Source organism: Occallatibacter sp. FHG110214_02, from assembly GCF_059115385.1.
Map to the genome: position 1 here is coordinate 372,065 of NZ_JBZYWK010000001.1, position 15,456 is coordinate 387,520.

At 57.4% G+C, this 15,456-nt stretch carries 12 protein-coding genes; 7 read left to right on the forward strand and 5 right to left on the reverse strand.

The window, feature by feature from the left end; genetic code table 11:
- Nucleotides 1–140 precede the first annotated feature (140 nt).
- The 5 genes from AC5S3R_RS01540 to AC5S3R_RS01560 are packed head-to-tail and all read left to right on the forward strand — an operon-like array spanning nt 141 to nt 4,960.
- Nucleotides 141–674, forward strand: a complete 534-nt coding sequence (locus tag AC5S3R_RS01540) for a hypothetical protein (RefSeq protein WP_494264845.1) — start codon at nt 141–143, stop codon at nt 672–674.
- On the forward strand, nt 668–2,011 hold the full coding sequence (locus tag AC5S3R_RS01545) for a Gfo/Idh/MocA family oxidoreductase (RefSeq protein WP_494264846.1): 1,344 nt from the start codon (nt 668–670) through the stop codon (nt 2,009–2,011). Before AC5S3R_RS01540 ends, AC5S3R_RS01545 begins: the two co-directional genes overlap by 7 nt.
- Before the next feature lie 8 nt (nt 2,012–2,019).
- Nucleotides 2,020–2,673, forward strand: coding sequence for a discoidin domain-containing protein (locus AC5S3R_RS01550; RefSeq protein WP_494264847.1), 654 nt, complete (start codon nt 2,020–2,022; stop codon nt 2,671–2,673).
- A complete protein-coding gene (locus AC5S3R_RS01555; protein ID WP_494264848.1) occupies nt 2,657–4,120 on the forward strand; it encodes a flippase activity-associated protein Agl23 in 1,464 nt (487 codons plus the stop codon). The genes AC5S3R_RS01550 and AC5S3R_RS01555 overlap by 17 nt, the downstream gene beginning before the upstream one ends.
- Nucleotides 4,121–4,123: 3 nt before the next feature.
- A complete protein-coding gene (locus AC5S3R_RS01560; protein WP_494264849.1) occupies nt 4,124–4,960 on the forward strand; it encodes an FAD:protein FMN transferase in 837 nt (278 codons plus the stop codon).
- A gap of 7 nt (nt 4,961–4,967) precedes the next feature.
- Here AC5S3R_RS01560 and rbsK read toward each other — a convergent pair whose 3' ends face one another.
- Nucleotides 4,968–5,891, reverse strand: a complete 924-nt coding sequence (gene rbsK, locus AC5S3R_RS01565; protein ID WP_494264850.1) for a ribokinase — start codon at nt 5,889–5,891, stop codon at nt 4,968–4,970.
- A gap of 27 nt (nt 5,892–5,918) precedes the next feature.
- On the reverse strand, nt 5,919–6,911 hold the full coding sequence (locus AC5S3R_RS01570) for a GRP family sugar transporter (RefSeq protein WP_494264851.1): 993 nt from the start codon (nt 6,909–6,911) through the stop codon (nt 5,919–5,921).
- Between the two features lie 210 nt (nt 6,912–7,121).
- Here AC5S3R_RS01570 and AC5S3R_RS01575 point away from each other — a divergent pair, with 210 nt between their 5' ends.
- On the forward strand, nt 7,122–8,153 hold the full coding sequence (locus tag AC5S3R_RS01575) for a galactitol-1-phosphate 5-dehydrogenase (protein WP_494264852.1): 1,032 nt from the start codon (nt 7,122–7,124) through the stop codon (nt 8,151–8,153).
- A gap of 9 nt (nt 8,154–8,162) precedes the next feature.
- Nucleotides 8,163–8,945 (forward strand): SDR family NAD(P)-dependent oxidoreductase, encoded by a 783-nt coding sequence (locus AC5S3R_RS01580; protein ID WP_494264853.1) that lies wholly within the window; start codon nt 8,163–8,165, stop codon nt 8,943–8,945.
- Between the two features lie 7 nt (nt 8,946–8,952).
- Here AC5S3R_RS01580 and AC5S3R_RS01585 read toward each other — a convergent pair whose 3' ends face one another.
- The 3 genes from AC5S3R_RS01585 to AC5S3R_RS01595 all read right to left on the reverse strand — a co-directional run bounded on the left by AC5S3R_RS01585 (nt 8,953) and on the right by AC5S3R_RS01595 (nt 15,450).
- Nucleotides 8,953–10,086, reverse strand: coding sequence for a hypothetical protein (locus AC5S3R_RS01585; protein ID WP_494264854.1), 1,134 nt, complete (start codon nt 10,084–10,086; stop codon nt 8,953–8,955).
- A 122-nt stretch (nt 10,087–10,208) separates the two neighbouring features.
- The gene (locus tag AC5S3R_RS01590) at nt 10,209–10,388 is read right to left on the reverse strand and encodes a hypothetical protein (RefSeq protein ID WP_494264855.1); all 180 of its coding nucleotides are present in this window, start codon (nt 10,386–10,388) and stop codon (nt 10,209–10,211) included.
- Nucleotides 10,381–15,450, reverse strand: a complete 5,070-nt coding sequence (locus tag AC5S3R_RS01595) for a beta strand repeat-containing protein (protein WP_494264856.1) — start codon at nt 15,448–15,450, stop codon at nt 10,381–10,383. The genes AC5S3R_RS01590 and AC5S3R_RS01595 overlap by 8 nt, the downstream gene beginning before the upstream one ends.
- Nucleotides 15,451–15,456 lie beyond the last annotated feature (6 nt).

Here is a 15,456-nt window from a genome sequence, read left to right on the forward strand (position 1 = left end):
CTTCTTGCGCCGAGAAGCCGAGCCATGCAGGCGGTGAGGACGTATATATTGGTTGCGTACAGTTTTTTGCCCGGAGCGGGTAGCAAAACGCTTGCCTGCTGAGATATGCGGCAGATTTTTTCCGGAGTTAACGAATACAGATGAGCGATTCCACTGCAAAGGCCGGTTTTGCCGGTAATTTCGATTTCTCGCTGGCGTTCCTGGTGCTGCGCCTCTGGCTCGGCGTGCGGGCGTTGTTTGCCGGCGTCGAGAAATTTGGCGTATACCAGTCGGTGGCCGTGCCGGTGATTGATCCAACCACCGGACAGCCTGACGCCAGCGGCGTAATGGTGAATGTCAACGTCAAGCATTACGCGTTTTCCAGCTATGCGGGCGTGCCTGCGGGACTGCGCGATAAGTTTCTGCATGAGGTGCTGCTGCCGAAGTTTGCGCTGACGGCTTTTGACCATGTGCTGGGGCCGGCGCTGATTGTGGCGGGCATTATGCTGCTTATCGGTTTGGGCACGCGCATCTCGCTTGTGCTGCAAGCCGTGATCTATGTGGCGCTGACATTTGGCCTCATTCTTATCAACCAGCCGGATGGCATTTCGTACCTCGGAATTCATATCGGCCTGATTGCCGCCGCGCTTGTGCTGGCAAAAAGTAACAAATTTACAATTCTTAACAAATGGTAGAGAAGCCTCTGAATCGCCGTGAATTTTTGAGCGCGACGGCTGTGGCCGGCGCTGGCATGCTGTTGTCCGCTTGCAAAGACGATGCTGCGTCAAAGCAGGCGGCCGCGAGCACGTCTTCCGTTAACAAGCTCAACATTGCTCTCATTGGGTACGGCGAAGAGGGCAAGGTTTTGCTGGAGTCCTTGCTGAATATTCCCAGCGTGCGCGTGGTTGCGCTGTGCGACATCTGGGATTATCACCGTGAAGAGGGCGAGCGCTACCTGAAGAAGGTTGGCAACGAGGTCCGCGCGTATGAGAATTACGAGGACCTGCTTTCGAAGGAGAAGGACCTGCAGGCGGTGGTTGTCGCTACGCCGGACTTCTGGCATGCGCCGATTACGAATACCTGCCTGAAGGCCGGTCTGCATGTGTATTGCGAAAAGATGATGAGCAACACGATTGACGGTGCGCGCTCGATGGTGAAGACCATGCGCGAGACCGGCAAGCTGTTGCAGATTGGTCATCAGCGGCGCAGCAATCCGCGCTATCTTTTTGCGCTGAACCGCTTGTTGCATGGCGCGAATTTCTGCGGCCAGCTTACAGCGATGCAGGCGCAGTGGAATCGCGCGGTGAAGGAAGATTTTGGCTGGCCCAAGAAGTTTGAGATGCCGCAGGCTCAGCTTGCCAAGTATGGCTACAAGGACATGCACCAGTTCCGCAACTGGCGCTGGTTCAAGGGGCTTGGCGGCGGTATGCTTTCCGATTTGGGCGCGCATCAGATTGATATTTTCAACTGGTGGACGGGAACTACGGCGAGTTCGGTGATGGCCAGCGGTGGCCTTGATTACTACAAGAACCACGACTGGTATGACAATGCGATGGTGATTTACGAGTTCAAGCTGCCGGAGAGAACGGCTCGTGCCTTCTACCAGGTGCAGACTACGACCAGCGCCGGCGGCGGATACTTTGAGCAGTTCATGGGCGATGATGGCACTATCAAGATGTCGGAGGATCCGGCTATCTGCGCGATTTATCGCGAGGCTCGCGCTACCAGCGGCTCATGGGACGACCTGATTCAGAAGGGGCTTGTAGCTGCTAAAGAGACTCCTGCTGTGGATGCAAGCAAGGTGGATGTGCGCGAGACGGCGCAGCTTGCGCAGTATGAGATTCCAGTGTTCTTTAACAAGCCGCCGCACCAGCCGCATCTTGAGAATTTCTTCAACGCGATTCGCGGCACGGCCAAGCTGAACTGCCCCGGTGATGAGGCTTTCAGCAGCGAATACATTATTCACAAGGCGAATGAGTCCATCGCCCAACAGGCACGCATTGTTATTACGGAAGAAGAGGTAAAGGCTTGAGCGTAGTTATGAACAAAATTTCTCTCGCAATTCTGGCAGTCCCGTTTATTGCGGCTGTCTCGTCCGCACAGAATGTTCCGCTGAAGATTACGCTGCCGCCGCCGAACATGGTTGGCACGCCGGCGCCGATTAACGTGCCGAATCTTGAGCCGCCGATTAAGGGCAAGCGGCCTGACATGATGGTTCCCGCAGGTACGGTAAACCTTGCCAAGGGTAAGAAGGTGACTTCCAGCGATGACAGCCCGGTCACGGGCACACTTGACCTGATTACCGATGGCGACAAGGCCGGCGATGAAGGCTCGTGGGTTGAGCTTGGACCGGGCAAGCAGTGGGTGGAGATCGATCTGGCCAAGGAGTCGCATATCTTTGCTCTGGTTGTGTGGCATTTCCATTCGCAGGCGCGTGTGTATCGCGATGTTGTGGTGCAGGTGTCGGATGACCCGTCGTTCAAGAGCGGCGTTACGACTATCTTCAACAATGATTCAGGAAACCAGCTTGGGCTTGGCGCGGGAAAGGACCTGAACTATATTGACACGTACCAGGGCAAGCTGATTGACGCCAAGGGCGTGAAGGGCCGCTATGTGCGCCTTTACAGCAATGGCAATACAGCGAACAAGCTGAACCACTACATTGAGGTAGAGGTGTTTGGCAAACCAGCCTAAGCTGCTGCGCTGGGGAACTTTCCTCGTGCTTGCGCTGGCTGCGCTTGCGCTTCGCCTTCCGGGGCTTGGCGCGCGGCCAATGCACACGGACGAATCAGTCAACGCTTATCTAGTTGGACAAATACTGGCCGGCGCAGCGTTCCATTACGATCCTGTGGATCGTCATGGACCGGCGCTGGCCGCTTTTGCTTTGCCGCTGGCGAAGCTGGAAGGCGCGCGCGATTTTGCGGGGCTTACGGAAGCGGGGCTGCGGCTTACCTCTGTAATTGTGGGCGCGGCTACGGTTCTGCTTTTTGGCGCGGCTGTGGAATTGTTTGGGTTTGTTCCGCCGTTGGTGGCTGGGTTGCTGTTTGCTGTTGCTCCGCTGACTGTTTATTACAGCCGCGACTTTATTCACGAAACATTTTTTGTAGGCGCTACGCTTGGGCTGCTTGTTGCAGGCTGGCGTGCGGTGTATCGCTCTTCTACGCTTGCGGCTGGGATGGCTGGCGCTTGTGCGGCGTTGATGCTGGCGACGAAGGAAACGGCTGTTCTGCATTTTTTTGCTTTTGTTGTTGCGGCATGTGTTGTTGTGTTTGTGCGGAGAGCAGGCGCTACGCTGAAGCTTTTGCAGGCGCGGACTGCGTTGATTGTTGTGGCTGTGTTTGCTGTGTTGAGCGTGTTGCTCTTTACGTGGTTTGGTCAGAACTGGACGGTATTTTCTGACTTGGTGAAGGTTGCGCCGGACGTCATGGCGCGGGCGCATGGGCAGGGGCATGAGAAGCCATCCTGGTATTATTTTCAGCTTCTTGGCGGAGGGTGGTCGGGGGCTGTTCTTTGCGTGCTTGCGCTTGGCGGAGTTGTATTGGCGCTTCGTAGGACGATTCGGCGCACCTGGCTATGGCTTGCTCTCTACTTTGTGCTGATTACGGTTATCTATTGCATGATTCCGTACAAGACACCGTGGCTTGCGCTTAATTTGTGGCTGCCTGTCGTTTTGCTTGTGGGGCTTGTTGTTGAGAGTCTTTGGCGGGCGTCTGCCAAGATTGCTTTTCGTGCGTTGTTGATGGCGCTTTGTGTTGTGGTTTGCGTGCTTGTTGCGCATGATACGCGCAAGCGCGTTTTTGTTGAGGCTGCTGAAGAAACTAATCCGTATGCTTATGTGCAGACCTCAGAAGACCTGCTTGGTTTGCCGGACCGTTTGAATGAGCTTGTGCGGCAGCGCCATCTTGCGAATCCACGCATTGCGGTGATTGCTGCTGATCCGTGGCCGCTGCCGTGGTATCTACGCGGGTATTCGCAGACGGGGTTCTGGCAACCGGGGCAGCAAACCGGGGCCGCGGATTTTTTTGTTACTTCGACGGATGCCGCGGAGCAGTATCAAGAGCAGTTGAAGGATTTTCGCCCGGAGTTCTTTGGGCTTCGTCCGAATGCGCTGATTATTTTGTGGACTCCGGCGGATCAGTGAGCGATGAGCGAGATACATTCCTTTCGGCATAATGCGATGGCGACGCATTACGAGGTGCGCATTGCGAGTGAGGAGCGCGCTTATGTGGCGCAGGCTGCGCAAGCTGCTTTTGATTTGCTCGACCAGCTTGAGTCGCAGTTGAGCCGCTTTCGCAAGGGGAGCGTGATTACTCGCTTAAGCGAACTTGCTCCGGGAGAGCAAATGCGCGTGCCTGAGGCGGTGTTTGATTGCCTTGAGATTGCGAAGAAGATGGAAGTGGCTACGCGTGGGGCGTTTTCTATTTCTGCGGCGGCGTTGAAGACGCAGGTTACGATGCCGCAGTGGAGCTTGCTTGTTCGCGAGTCTTCTGTGCTTTGCGAGAGTGGCAAGTTGGAATTCGATTTAGGCGCTGTTGGCAAGGGGTTTGCATTGGACAAGATGGCGGGGCTACTTCGCGATTGGGATTGTGAGCCTTTTCTGCTTGTTGCGGGTGGCAGCAGCATTCTTGCGGGGGCTGCGCCGGAAGCGCGTGCGGGGTGGTCTTGCGGGCTTGGTCCAGATAATGCGCCGCAGCGGTTGTTGCTTGAGCATGCCTCATTGAGTGGTTCGGGGTTGGCGGTGAAGGGGCGCCATATCTTCGACCCGCGCAGTGGGCAGCCTGCTTTGCGGCAGAGCAGGGCATGGGCACTGGCGGATACTGCGGCTGAGTCTGATGCGCTCTCTACGGCTTGCATGGTGCTTACGGAAGAGGAGATTCAGGCCGTGGTGGAGGGTGAGCCTTCGTGGCTGGTTTTTCTTGAGGAGACACTGCTTGACCGTCCGTTGGGGGGACGCGCGCTGCCGCTGCGGGATGGGGTTTGAGTGCGGCTTATTGAGCCGCTAAGAAGGCTTCGACTTCTGGCATGGTGGGCATAGAGGCTTGTGCGCCCGCTCGCGTGACGGATATGGCTGCTACGGCTGAGGCGAAGAGGGCGCTTTCGTGCGGAGACTTGCCGAGCATGAGTGCGACTGCGAAGCCGCCGTTGAAGGCGTCACCCGCGGCGGTGGTGTCGATTGCTTTGACGGGGAATGCGGGGATGGTTTCGTGTTTTGCGGACGATGCGGCGAGATAGACGCCTTCGGAACCACGCTTGAGGATTACGTTGCTGGCTCCTTTGTTTCGCAGGGCTTCTGCGATGGCGGGAGGCTCGGCGCTTGTGACCTGGGAGTGGATGTAGAAGGCGGCTTCGGATTCGTTGGGCGTGAACCAGGTGGTGTGCTCGATGAGGCTTGCGGGGAGTTCGCGTGCGGGGGCGGGGTCAAGCATGAGAGGCACGTTGGCTTTGGCGCAGACGTTGGCTAGGAAGTCTACGGTTTCAAGAGGGATTTCAAGCTGTGCGAGGACAATGCCTGCGTTTTGAATGAGGGGGAGATTGCTGGTGATGTCCTGCGGCGTGACTTGGGCGTTTGTGCCGGGGGCTACGACAATGCTGTTCTCGCCTTTTTCTGAGACGACGATTACGGCTACGCCGGAGGGGCCTTCGGTGGTGAGCACGGCGCTGGTGTTGACGCCGATGCTTTCTAGATGAGCTCGCAGCTCTGTTCCGAATGCGTCCGTGCCTACGCGACCAATCATGTGAACTGGATAACCGAGGCGTGCGACTGCGACTGCCTGGTTTGCGCCTTTGCCACCGGGGTTGGTTTGGAAGCCGGTGCCGAGGATGGTTTCTCCGACGGAGGGGATTCGTTGTGCGTGGGCTACGAGGTCCATGTTGATGCTGCCGACGACGACGATGGGCTTAGGTGCGGACAAGGCGTGGCTCCTGATGATGTGGGATGGTTATCCGAAAAGTGGCGCTACGGCTATGGAGGCGAGGCCGCATAGGAAGAGGATAAACATCCAGAAGAGGAAGGTCTTGGAACGGGTGGGCGCGGAGGCGAATTCCTTCCAGATGAAGACTCCCCAGCAGGCGGAGACCATGGTTGCGCCCTGGCCGATGGAGTAGGAGACGGCGGGGCCTACTTTGTGGGCTTCTGAGGCTACGAAGTTGAGGACTGCGCCTGTACACCAGATTCCGCCGCCGAGGATGCCCCATAGGTGATGGAGAGACGGGGCTTTCAGGTAGCTTGCGAAGGCGGCGGGCTCGCGGCCGTCGAGTGGCTTGCGCATGAGCAGCCAGTTGAAAGGGAGAGCGGACGCTATGACGCCGATGGCGAAGAAGAAGACTGCTGCGTAGGGGCCGAGCGCGCCTGTGCCGGTCATGGATGCGGAGACGAAGGGGTAGAAGCAGCCCATGAGGATTCCGGCGATGAGGCTGATGAGGATTCCTCTGCGGCTGGTGGCGGTGGTGGTGGTTTCGCGCAGGCGGTAGGCGATGGCGTCAAAGACAATGGCCGCGACAACGAGCGCGATGCCGCCGAAGAGCAGCAGAGGATTTCCTTTGGGCGTGATGATGTAACTGCTGATGGCTCCGATGATGAGTGCGAGGCCGATGCCGATGGGAAAGGCTACGGCGAGGCCTGCTATATCAATGGCTGCGACGAGAAGCAGGTTGGCTATGTTGAATAAGATGCCTCCGGCGAGGGCCAGCAGGGCGAAGTGTGGAGTTGTGCTGGTGATGTCGGCGAGGAAGGATGTGCCTGTGTTGCCGATGCTGCCGAGGGTGAGGCCCCAGGCGCAGGCCACGAGGAAGAGGCCAATGACGTAATCCCAGTAGAAGAGCTGGAAGCGGAAGCCGGGGCAGAGCTTGAGTGTGTTGGCCCACGAGCCCCAGCAGAGCATGCTGACAATCATGAACGAGAGTACGATGATGTAGCTTTCCGGTTGATACATTCTTCGTGCCGCTCCTGTGGACTCTACGAGTGTAGCGTTGCTGACGGAGGGACTTTATTCTGCGTGTGAGGCAAAGTCAAATTTTCTGATGGGTGTGGTGATTTCTGCATGAGAAAGCGCTGTGCTTGACGCGCAGAATAGTGACAGGATGGAATACTTGCGTGAGGACAGCGCTGAGAAACGGCTTCTGTGGAGAGTGGGAGGAATGTTATGAAGGCACTTGTGCTTTCGGAATATAAGCAGCTTGAGCTAGTTGAGATGCAGAGGCCGGAGCCTGCGGAGGATGAGCTGCTGATTCGCGTACAGGCTTGCGGCATTTGCGGCAGTGATGTTCATGGGTTTGATGGCAGCACGGGGCGCAGGATTCCTCCGCTGGTGATGGGGCATGAGGCTGCTGGAGTTGTGGAGGCGGTTGGCGGCGCGGTTGCGGGGTTTCATGCGGGCGACCGGGTTACGTTTGACTCTACTGTTTATTGCGGGAAGTGCTTTTTCTGCCAGCGTGGGCAGGTGAATCTTTGTGACCAGCGTGAGGTGATTGGGGTTTCTACGCCGACGTTCCGGCGCATGGGCGCGTTTGCGGAGTACATTATTGTTCCGGCGCGGATTGCTTATCATCTGCCGGATAATTTGCCCTTTGAACATGCTTCGATGATTGAAGCGGTTTCTGTTGCGTATCATGCGGTGGCTTTGACGCCAATTGCGCAGGGGGATTCTGTTGTTGTGGTGGGTGCGGGCATGATTGGCCTGCTCACGCTGCAGTGCGTGCTGCATGCGGGTGCGGACAAGGCGATTGTGATGGATGTGGATGATTCGCGGCTGGCGCTGGCGCGCAGCATGGGGGCTACGCATACTTTCAATTCGCGGAATAGTAAGGCTGTTGCTTCCGTGCTGGAGATAACGGAAGGGCGCGGCGCGGATGCGGCGCTGGAGTGTGTGGGGATATCAGCGACGGTAGGGCTGGCGGTGGATAGCGTTCGCAAAGGCGGCGCAGTTACGCTGGTTGGCAATGTTGCGCCTACGGTGGAGTTCGGGCTGCAGTCGGTGGTGACGCGGCAGATTCGCTTGCAGGGCTCGTGCGCTTCTTCGGGGGAGTATCCGGAGTGCATTGCGTTGATGTCGGAGGGAGCTATTCGGGTTGCGCCGCTGATTTCTGCTGTTGCTCCACTGGAAGATGGGGCAGCTTGGTTTGAACGTTTATATCAACGGGAACCGGGATTGCTGAAGGTTGTTTTGCAGCCTTGATTGAGGATTATGACGAATCCATTGTTTGATTTATCGGGTAAGGTTGCGCTGGTGACGGGAACAAGCCGCGGGCTTGGGCAGTATTTTGCGCGAGCGCTGGCACGGGCTGGTGCGGATATCGCGATGACGAGCCGCGATGCGAGTACGCTGGCATCGTTTGAGCAGGAGATTCATGCGCTGGGGCGAAGGACGTTTGCAACAGCGCTGGATGTTCGGGATTTTGACAGTATTCAGCGTGCGGTTGCTGATGTTGAAGGGCACTTTGGGCGGATTGATGTTCTTGTGAATAATGCCGGGTGCAATATTCGCAAACTTGCGCTGGATGTGACATGGGATGACTGGAACACCATTCTGGATACAAATCTGCGCGGGTCATTTTTTGTGGCGCAGGCAGTGGCGCGTGGCATGGTGAAGCGCGGCTATGGGCGGATTATCAATATTGGCTCGGTGACGAGCGTGGCGGGTTATGCGGGGCTAGCTCCGTATGGCGCGAGCCGCGGCGGGATTCGGCAGCTCACGATGAGCCTAGCGGATGACTGGGGAGGCGATGGCGTGACGGTGAACTGCCTTGCGCCGGGATGGTTTCGCACGAATCAGAATACGGCGCTTTATGAGAATGATGCGTGGGTGAAGTATCTGACGGACCGCATTCCGGTAAAGCGGCCGGGGCTTCCGGATGATTTGGATGGTGCGGTTGTGTTTCTTGCTTCGGAGTCAAGCAGGTACATTACGGGGCAGACGCTGCTGGTGGATGGCGGCATTTCTACTGGGGCCACGAAGATTACGGCTTGAGTTGTAGCTAGGAAAGTGTGCGCAGGAGATTTGTAGCTGCAGGCAAGGAAGAGAAGGGCAGCGCGAATGCCGGGGTTTGGCATACGAGGAGAAGGAAGCTCTCAAAGGTTTCGCGTGTGCTGCCGGGCGCTAGAAGCATTCCTCCGGCATCGAGTTGGTGGAGTGTGCGTAGGGGGGGGAGGCGTTCTAGCTGCGCGGTGGCGGATGGAATGTAGCTGGGAAAGATGATGTGCGTGAGCGGCGTAGGCTGCCGCGCGATGTGTTGTTCGGGCGGAAGAAGCAAGCGGATGAGCTTGCCATCAGAACGCTTGTGGAGCGGCGCGTCGGCGAGGGATGGGCAGACGGGCTCGATGTAAGGCCAGCTTCCGGCTTTCAGGCTGATGGCGAGAGGAAGCGGCTGCGCTGTGCGTGAACTTAGCTGCAGCGGCACTGGTTCGTCTGCGAGGAAATTGAAGCCGTTGGCTGTCAGGTATGCCGTGAGCGTGCTTTTGCCGCTTTCGCATGGGGCGCATAGAAGGATGCCGTGGTTCTGTTGCGCGACCATGGCTGCATGAAATGCGATGTTATGGCTGCCAAGTTGATAGAGCGCGGAGCGCGTGGCGTGCAGGAAGCCCAGACCGAGTTGTTCTTCCCATTGAATTGGCATCCATAACTGGCCGTTTACGAAGATGGCCCAGCCGCGCTCTGTGTGGTGTGCGGAGATGTGGCACTGTGGTGGGTGTACTGTTGGTTGGCAGCCACGGAAGGGCGCGCGGCATAGTTCTTCAAGTGGGCTGGTGGGAAACTGCAGAGAAACTGAGATGCTTCCTATCTCTAAGGTTTCGCCGTGCAGGTTTGCGTTGAAGGCGGGCCACTCGGGTTGCGGTTCTGTTGCGGGGAAGATGCCCATGGCAAAGGCGTGGATGGATTCGATTGCATGGCCGGGGACGGGGGCTGCATGGGGATCTGCGTCGAAGGTGAGATATGCGGCGACACCTGCAGCATCGAGGCCTGCGAAGCGGTTGTGAGTTTCTGAGTAGACAATGCCGCCTTCACTGCCGAAGAGATAGAGCGACTGGCGCGGTTGAGTGCATGGGATGCGCTCGATGCCGTGGTTGTGCAAGGAGTCGCCGCTAAGCTGCACGTGAGGGGCCGAAGACATATGAGGCTAATGTATCAAGGCTGAGTAGGTTTATTGCTGCGGGAGGGTTTCAGTTTGTTTCCTGGTTGATTGAGAAGCGGAGAGCCGCGGCTCTCCGCTTTTTGCATGGGCGATAGCCCAATTTAAGGAGGGGTGTGAATGGCATGCGCCTTGGATACAAACAACAGCATGGGGCCGGCTACAAGTGCGTATTTTGTGTAGCGCTGAATCAATTCGCGGCGAGTGGACGTGTTGCTGTCCTGCGTCTCCGGGGTGTTTTTCGGAGCTGCCGGAGGATTTTGCATGTTGTTTGTTTTATTCATGTCGGACGGTTCTCCTTGATTTTTGAACTCCATCTCGCAATACGGAGCGTGGGAGGGCGTTGGGGGCGACAGCGTTCGGAGAATTGCTGCTGCCGTACTGGCTGGCGCTGTCGCGTGTGTAGGTGGCCTGGAGTGAGTCACCGGGGGTGAGAGAGAGGCCTGTGACCGGCGTTGAAATTTGAACTCCGCTCTGCAAGGTTCCGAGCGAGTTGCTGAAGCAGTTGGAGGTGACAAGGTCTGGCGTGCCATCGAGGTCAAGATCACCTACGGCGGCTGAGTAGGGATTTGAGCCAACGGGGAAGGAGCCCAGCGAAGTATAGGTTCCGTCGCTTGCGGCCTGCAGTAGGGTTACGTTGCTGCTGTCGTAGTTCGTAACCACCAAGTCGGGCAATCCGTCCCCGTTCAGATCGGTAAATCTTACGTCATCTGGCCCAGATCCGGTTGCCGTGACTGTTGGCGTACTAAAGGTGCCGTCGCCGTTGCTGTTCATCACGCTCACCGTGCTGTTTAAGTAATTAGCCACGGCGAGTTTCAAGCTGGTGCTGGTGCCGGTTATTGCGAGGGCCTGCGGGCCGGCACCAACATTCACTGTGCTTCTTGTGAACTCTCCATTCTGGCGGTTCAGCAGGATGGTTACTGTGCCATCTTCAAAGTTCGCGATGGCGAGATCACTATATCCGTCTCCGTTAAAATCTCCAGCGCGAACTGCCTCCGGGTCACGTCCCACGAGCGTTGGAGCACCAGAGGATTCAAGTCCTCCTGATCCGTCACCGAGCAGAACAGAGACCGTGTCATCTATGGTGTTTGCTGCCGCTACGTCCAGCTTGCCGTCATGATTAAAGTCGCCGGTCGTCAGAGACCATGCCCAGTTGCCAGCCGTGCCAGCGGTGTAGAACACGGGTGTCTGGAATGTTCCATCCCCGTTGCCGAGTAGCACTGCAATCTGGTTGGTGTTGAAGCTGCCGACAATGAGGTCCAACGTGCCGTTGCCGCGCAGGCTCACCAGGTGAGCTTCGGCTGGACCGTAACCGGCGCCAAGAGAGATCGTGGTGGCGGTCTGGAATGAGCCGTCCCCATTGCCAAGCTGCACGCTAACGGAGTCTGTTCCGTAGAGCGAAGCCACTACGTCTGGCTTGCCGTCTCCGTTCAGATCGCCTACCTCCGTCCAGACCGGGAAAGTGTTCGAGCCGGTGGAGGAGGTTCTCATGGGAAGCAGGGTGGGAGTGGCGGTGGCTGTATCGAGTGTGATGGGAGCTGTGGCGGGGGTGCTTGCTGTGATGTCCGTGAGCGTCACCTGGCCGGAAGGCGCGGCGGTTCCAAACCCGAAGACGTTCAGGGTTGCTGAAGTCGCGGTGAGATCGGAGATTGTTGCCCGGGCGAGCCGGAGGTTGGTGACCGGGAAGTTGTTGGTGAGTGTGCCGAGCGTGACTTGAACGTTGTATGGCCCGCCGGGGATGTTGTTGGCGGTGATGGCGCCGGAGCTGGCCTGGCCATTGACGTCCGTTGTTACGCTCTCGGTGGCTGTTGTGTTGGAGAAGGTCAGAGAGGGAGTCTGTCCGGATGGAGCGGTGAAGATTAGAGTCTGTCCGGGGACGGGGACTCCGGCGGCGTCTGTGAGTGTTGCAACCAGAGGGCTGGGGAATGCGGTGCTGATGGTTGTGACCTCACCGCTGCCGCTTGTGATTGCAAGATTGGCGGGCACCTGAAGAACGGATACGGTATCCGTGTTGGATTGGGAAGCTGTTGCCGGGGTAGTGTGGTGCAGATCTCCGCCGCCATAAACAGAAGCGATGTTACTTACCGAAGCCGACGAGTTGGCGGGGATGTTGACGGTAAGAGTAATTGTCGAATTTGTGCCTGCGGGGATGCCGGGCGTCGCCGTGCAGGTGATAGCGTTGGCGCCGGTGCAGGTCCATAGACTGCCGGTCGAAGTATATGAGTTCAGCGTGTAACCGGAAGGCAGCGTGTCCAGCACCGTAACCTGTCCGTAGGTCACTCCGTTTGCGGCGATATTGAAGACAGGAATGATCCATTGTCCCGTTCCACCCTGCTTGAATCCGCCAGAGTCGGTGAGGCCGGGATTCGTTATCGACAGGATCGGGGCCGAATCGATCGTAATGGTGTCGGAGGCTGTGGTGGCTGTAATGCCCCCTCCGCTGACGTTGACGCTGTTGTTAATGGTGCCGCTCCCGCTCTGCGAAACATTCACGTTGAGTACCAGCGTGGGATAAGCGCTATCCTGCGCCACCGCGCTGTCATTTGTGCAGGTGAGCTGGTTACCTGATGCTTCTGAGCAGCTCCATCCGGTTCCCGAGAAGCCGGTGTAGGTAAATTGCGAATTCAGCGTATCGACCACTGTGAGCGGGTCTGTGCCGGACGGGTCGCCAGTGGAGCCTGTGCCGAGGTTGGTGATGGTTGTGGTGATCTGCGCGTTGCTCTGGCCCTGCTCAAAGTTGCCGTTTATTCCGGCGCCGCTGTGGCTTTCGTTCACAGCTACGGTTGGAAGCTTTTCCGTGAAGTTCAGGCACCAGCCATTTGCAGTGCCCGCGGCATTGTCCGCGGTGGCCATGTTGAAGAACAGGCTCCATACTCCATTGGGACTTGTCCCGCCAAAGGTGCTTGCAAACGTACCTTCGCCGACGGGTTGCGAGTAGCTGAACGAAGGCGGCTTGTTGTAGAGGCCGCTCAGGCTGGATGTGAATGCATCTGTTGTGTTGTAGCTTGTGGGCTTGTATGAACCCGGGCCAAAGGTGCTGGCGGGCACTGCTTCGCTGGCGTCGTCTGTAAAGGTGTAGACGCCCTTGGTGATTGCGCCAGAGGTGGTTCCGCCTGTTCCCGAGAAGAAGTCCAAGGCGGCCTTTGTCGGGCCTTCCAGCATTGATTGGACCTGGTTAATCATGTCGGCTGTTGACGTGTAGAAGTTGTTCAGCGTTAACGACATGTCGGAAATGGTTCCCGGCACGTTAGGTACGAAGATATTCGACGGATTCGGAGCAAATGGACCTTTATTTCCCTGACTGGAGTAAATCGGTCCCGCATTGCATTCGCCATAGACATTCGTTCCTTTGGTGTGCGTAATTGAGCTTGCATTATCAATGCGCTCGACCATCGAGCCAAGGCTGGGATTGTCTGTGGATGTGCCGCTGTAGGTGGCGCTGATTGTGTGGTCGCCTTCATACACCTTGGTAGTTCCCGCTGAGCCAAGGTCAATCGGGATAGAGAGTGTGCTGGAGGAGAATGTGGCTGTGCCAGTTGCGCCCAGGCTCACTATGTTGTTGCCACCTACAGTGCCGTCCGGCGTTGCGTTGTTATCCAGGAACGTAATCGTGCCGCCTGACGTGACCGGGCTTCCGCCGCTGGTTACTGCTGCCGTGTACGTAATCAGCTGCGAGGGTGTAGTGAGACTATTGCTTGAAGTTACCGTGGTGGTTGTTGGTATGCCGGTGTTCAGCGTGAGGTCAACGCACCAGCCATTGGCAAGTGTTGAAGCTCCCGCGCCGTTAGCGTTTGTTATGTAGAGCGCCCAGTCGCCATTGGCCGGGGCGTTGTTGAAGTTGGAAAAGAAAGTCTGTGAGGCGCTGCCGAATGGCGCGGGATAGTGAATTGCTGATGGGGTCTGCGGAACGGCTGAGTCAATGGATGGAGCGCCGGAAGCAGGGAAGCTATCCTGCGAGCCTGCGGCTTGCGCGTCATAGGGTGTATAGCTGCCGGTCCCCGCAGTGCCTGTGGGGAGTTGGCCTGCGTCGTCCGCAAAGGTCAGGTTCACGGGGCCCTGGCTTGTCGTGCCGAAGGCGTTGTCCATAAAGTCCAGGTTCTGCCCGCTGCTGCCTGGCGCTACCAACAGGTATTGCCCGTTGATTCCACTGCTGCCTGACAGTCCGTTTAGATGCACCGCGACTGTGGAAACCGTTTGCCCGGCTGGGTATCCATTCACCTTGATGATGGATGGGTATACCTGTCCCACGGCATCATTGGGAACTGTAAGCGATGTGTTGTTGCACCATGTGTCCCCAGATATATTGACGGAAGCTTCTTCTACAAGCTGATTTGTTGATCCCTGGCTAGCCAGGAATCCGGATGTCGGCGCATAGGTTGCAGTGATTAGGGAAATTCCCTGTCCGAGGTTGCTTGCAGTCGCCGAGCAAGTTGCAATGCCGTTGCTGACTGCCGCTGCGGTGCAGAGCGTTGTCGCGGTTGTGCTTCCGTTTGGAGTTGCGGTAAACGTGACTGTGCCGCCATTTACTGGGGTGCTGTCCTGAGCATTTGTTACTGCCGCGGTAAACGTCACGGTGTTGGCGGCATTTGCCGGGTTAAGCGACGAGGAAACCTGCGTTGTTGTTCCCACTGTTGTAGGATTTTGCACGTAATTCAGCGTCAGCGTCCAGTTGCTTACCTGGATAGGCGTCTGGACCACGAAAGTCTGCGCCCACAGCGTCCATGTTCCGGCCGCAAGGTTTCCGGCTGTTGAAGTGGGGCCAAAAGCACTGGCCAGTGTGGCGCTGCCGTCGGTGGAAGGATACAGAACGCCGCTCAACGGCGCGCTGCCAAACACCGAACTGGCGTATGACGTTGGCTTCACTGTGAATGTGCCGCCCTGCGGGCCCCAGAATGCAGTAGTGGCGTTGTTCGCGCCTGGCGCGGATACGCTTGCGCTGTCGGCAATCGTGATGGTCGCGTTCTTCAATCCATTACCCGACGAGCCCTGTATATCGTTACCGTCAAAGCCGTCGCCGGTTGCGCCCAGCAGCACAAACTTCTGCCCGCTCGGAGACTGCAGCCAGAACATTGCGGTTTCCATGCTGTAGCCATCCAAACCGTCCGCGCTAGTTCCCATCGTCGTAACGCCGTTTAGCTTCACGGAGACAGAGCTGACCTGTGTGCCGTTTGGATTGCTTACGGTGATTGCCGAACTGTGCGCGCTCGAATCCGTTCCTGAAATGGTGATGGTGGGCGATGTTCCGGTCAGCGGAAAGGTCTGAGCTGCTTGCGCATTGGCAGAGGGCGCTGCACTTGTCAGCACAAAGAACGCAGCTGCCGCAGAAAGAAACGCTGATTTCAGCAAGGTGGA

Excerpts from the sequence above, each read along its gene's own strand:
- AC5S3R_RS01575 (WP_494264852.1), top strand. The coding sequence starts at position 7,122 with ATGAAGGCACTTGTGCTTTCGGAATATAAGCAGCTTGAGCTAGTTGAG.
- AC5S3R_RS01590 (WP_494264855.1), bottom strand. The coding sequence starts at position 10,388 with ATGAATAAAACAAACAACATGCAAAATCCTCCGGCAGCTCCGAAAAAC.
- AC5S3R_RS01540 (WP_494264845.1), top strand. The coding sequence starts at position 141 with ATGAGCGATTCCACTGCAAAGGCCGGTTTTGCCGGTAATTTCGATTTC.
- AC5S3R_RS01560 (WP_494264849.1), top strand. The coding sequence starts at position 4,124 with ATGAGCGAGATACATTCCTTTCGGCATAATGCGATGGCGACGCATTAC.
- AC5S3R_RS01550 (WP_494264847.1), top strand. The coding sequence starts at position 2,020 with ATGAACAAAATTTCTCTCGCAATTCTGGCAGTCCCGTTTATTGCGGCT.
- AC5S3R_RS01585 (WP_494264854.1), bottom strand. The coding sequence starts at position 10,086 with ATGTCTTCGGCCCCTCACGTGCAGCTTAGCGGCGACTCCTTGCACAAC.
- AC5S3R_RS01545 (WP_494264846.1), top strand. The coding sequence starts at position 668 with ATGGTAGAGAAGCCTCTGAATCGCCGTGAATTTTTGAGCGCGACGGCT.
- AC5S3R_RS01570 (WP_494264851.1), bottom strand. The coding sequence starts at position 6,911 with ATGTATCAACCGGAAAGCTACATCATCGTACTCTCGTTCATGATTGTC.
- AC5S3R_RS01580 (WP_494264853.1), top strand. The coding sequence starts at position 8,163 with ATGACGAATCCATTGTTTGATTTATCGGGTAAGGTTGCGCTGGTGACG.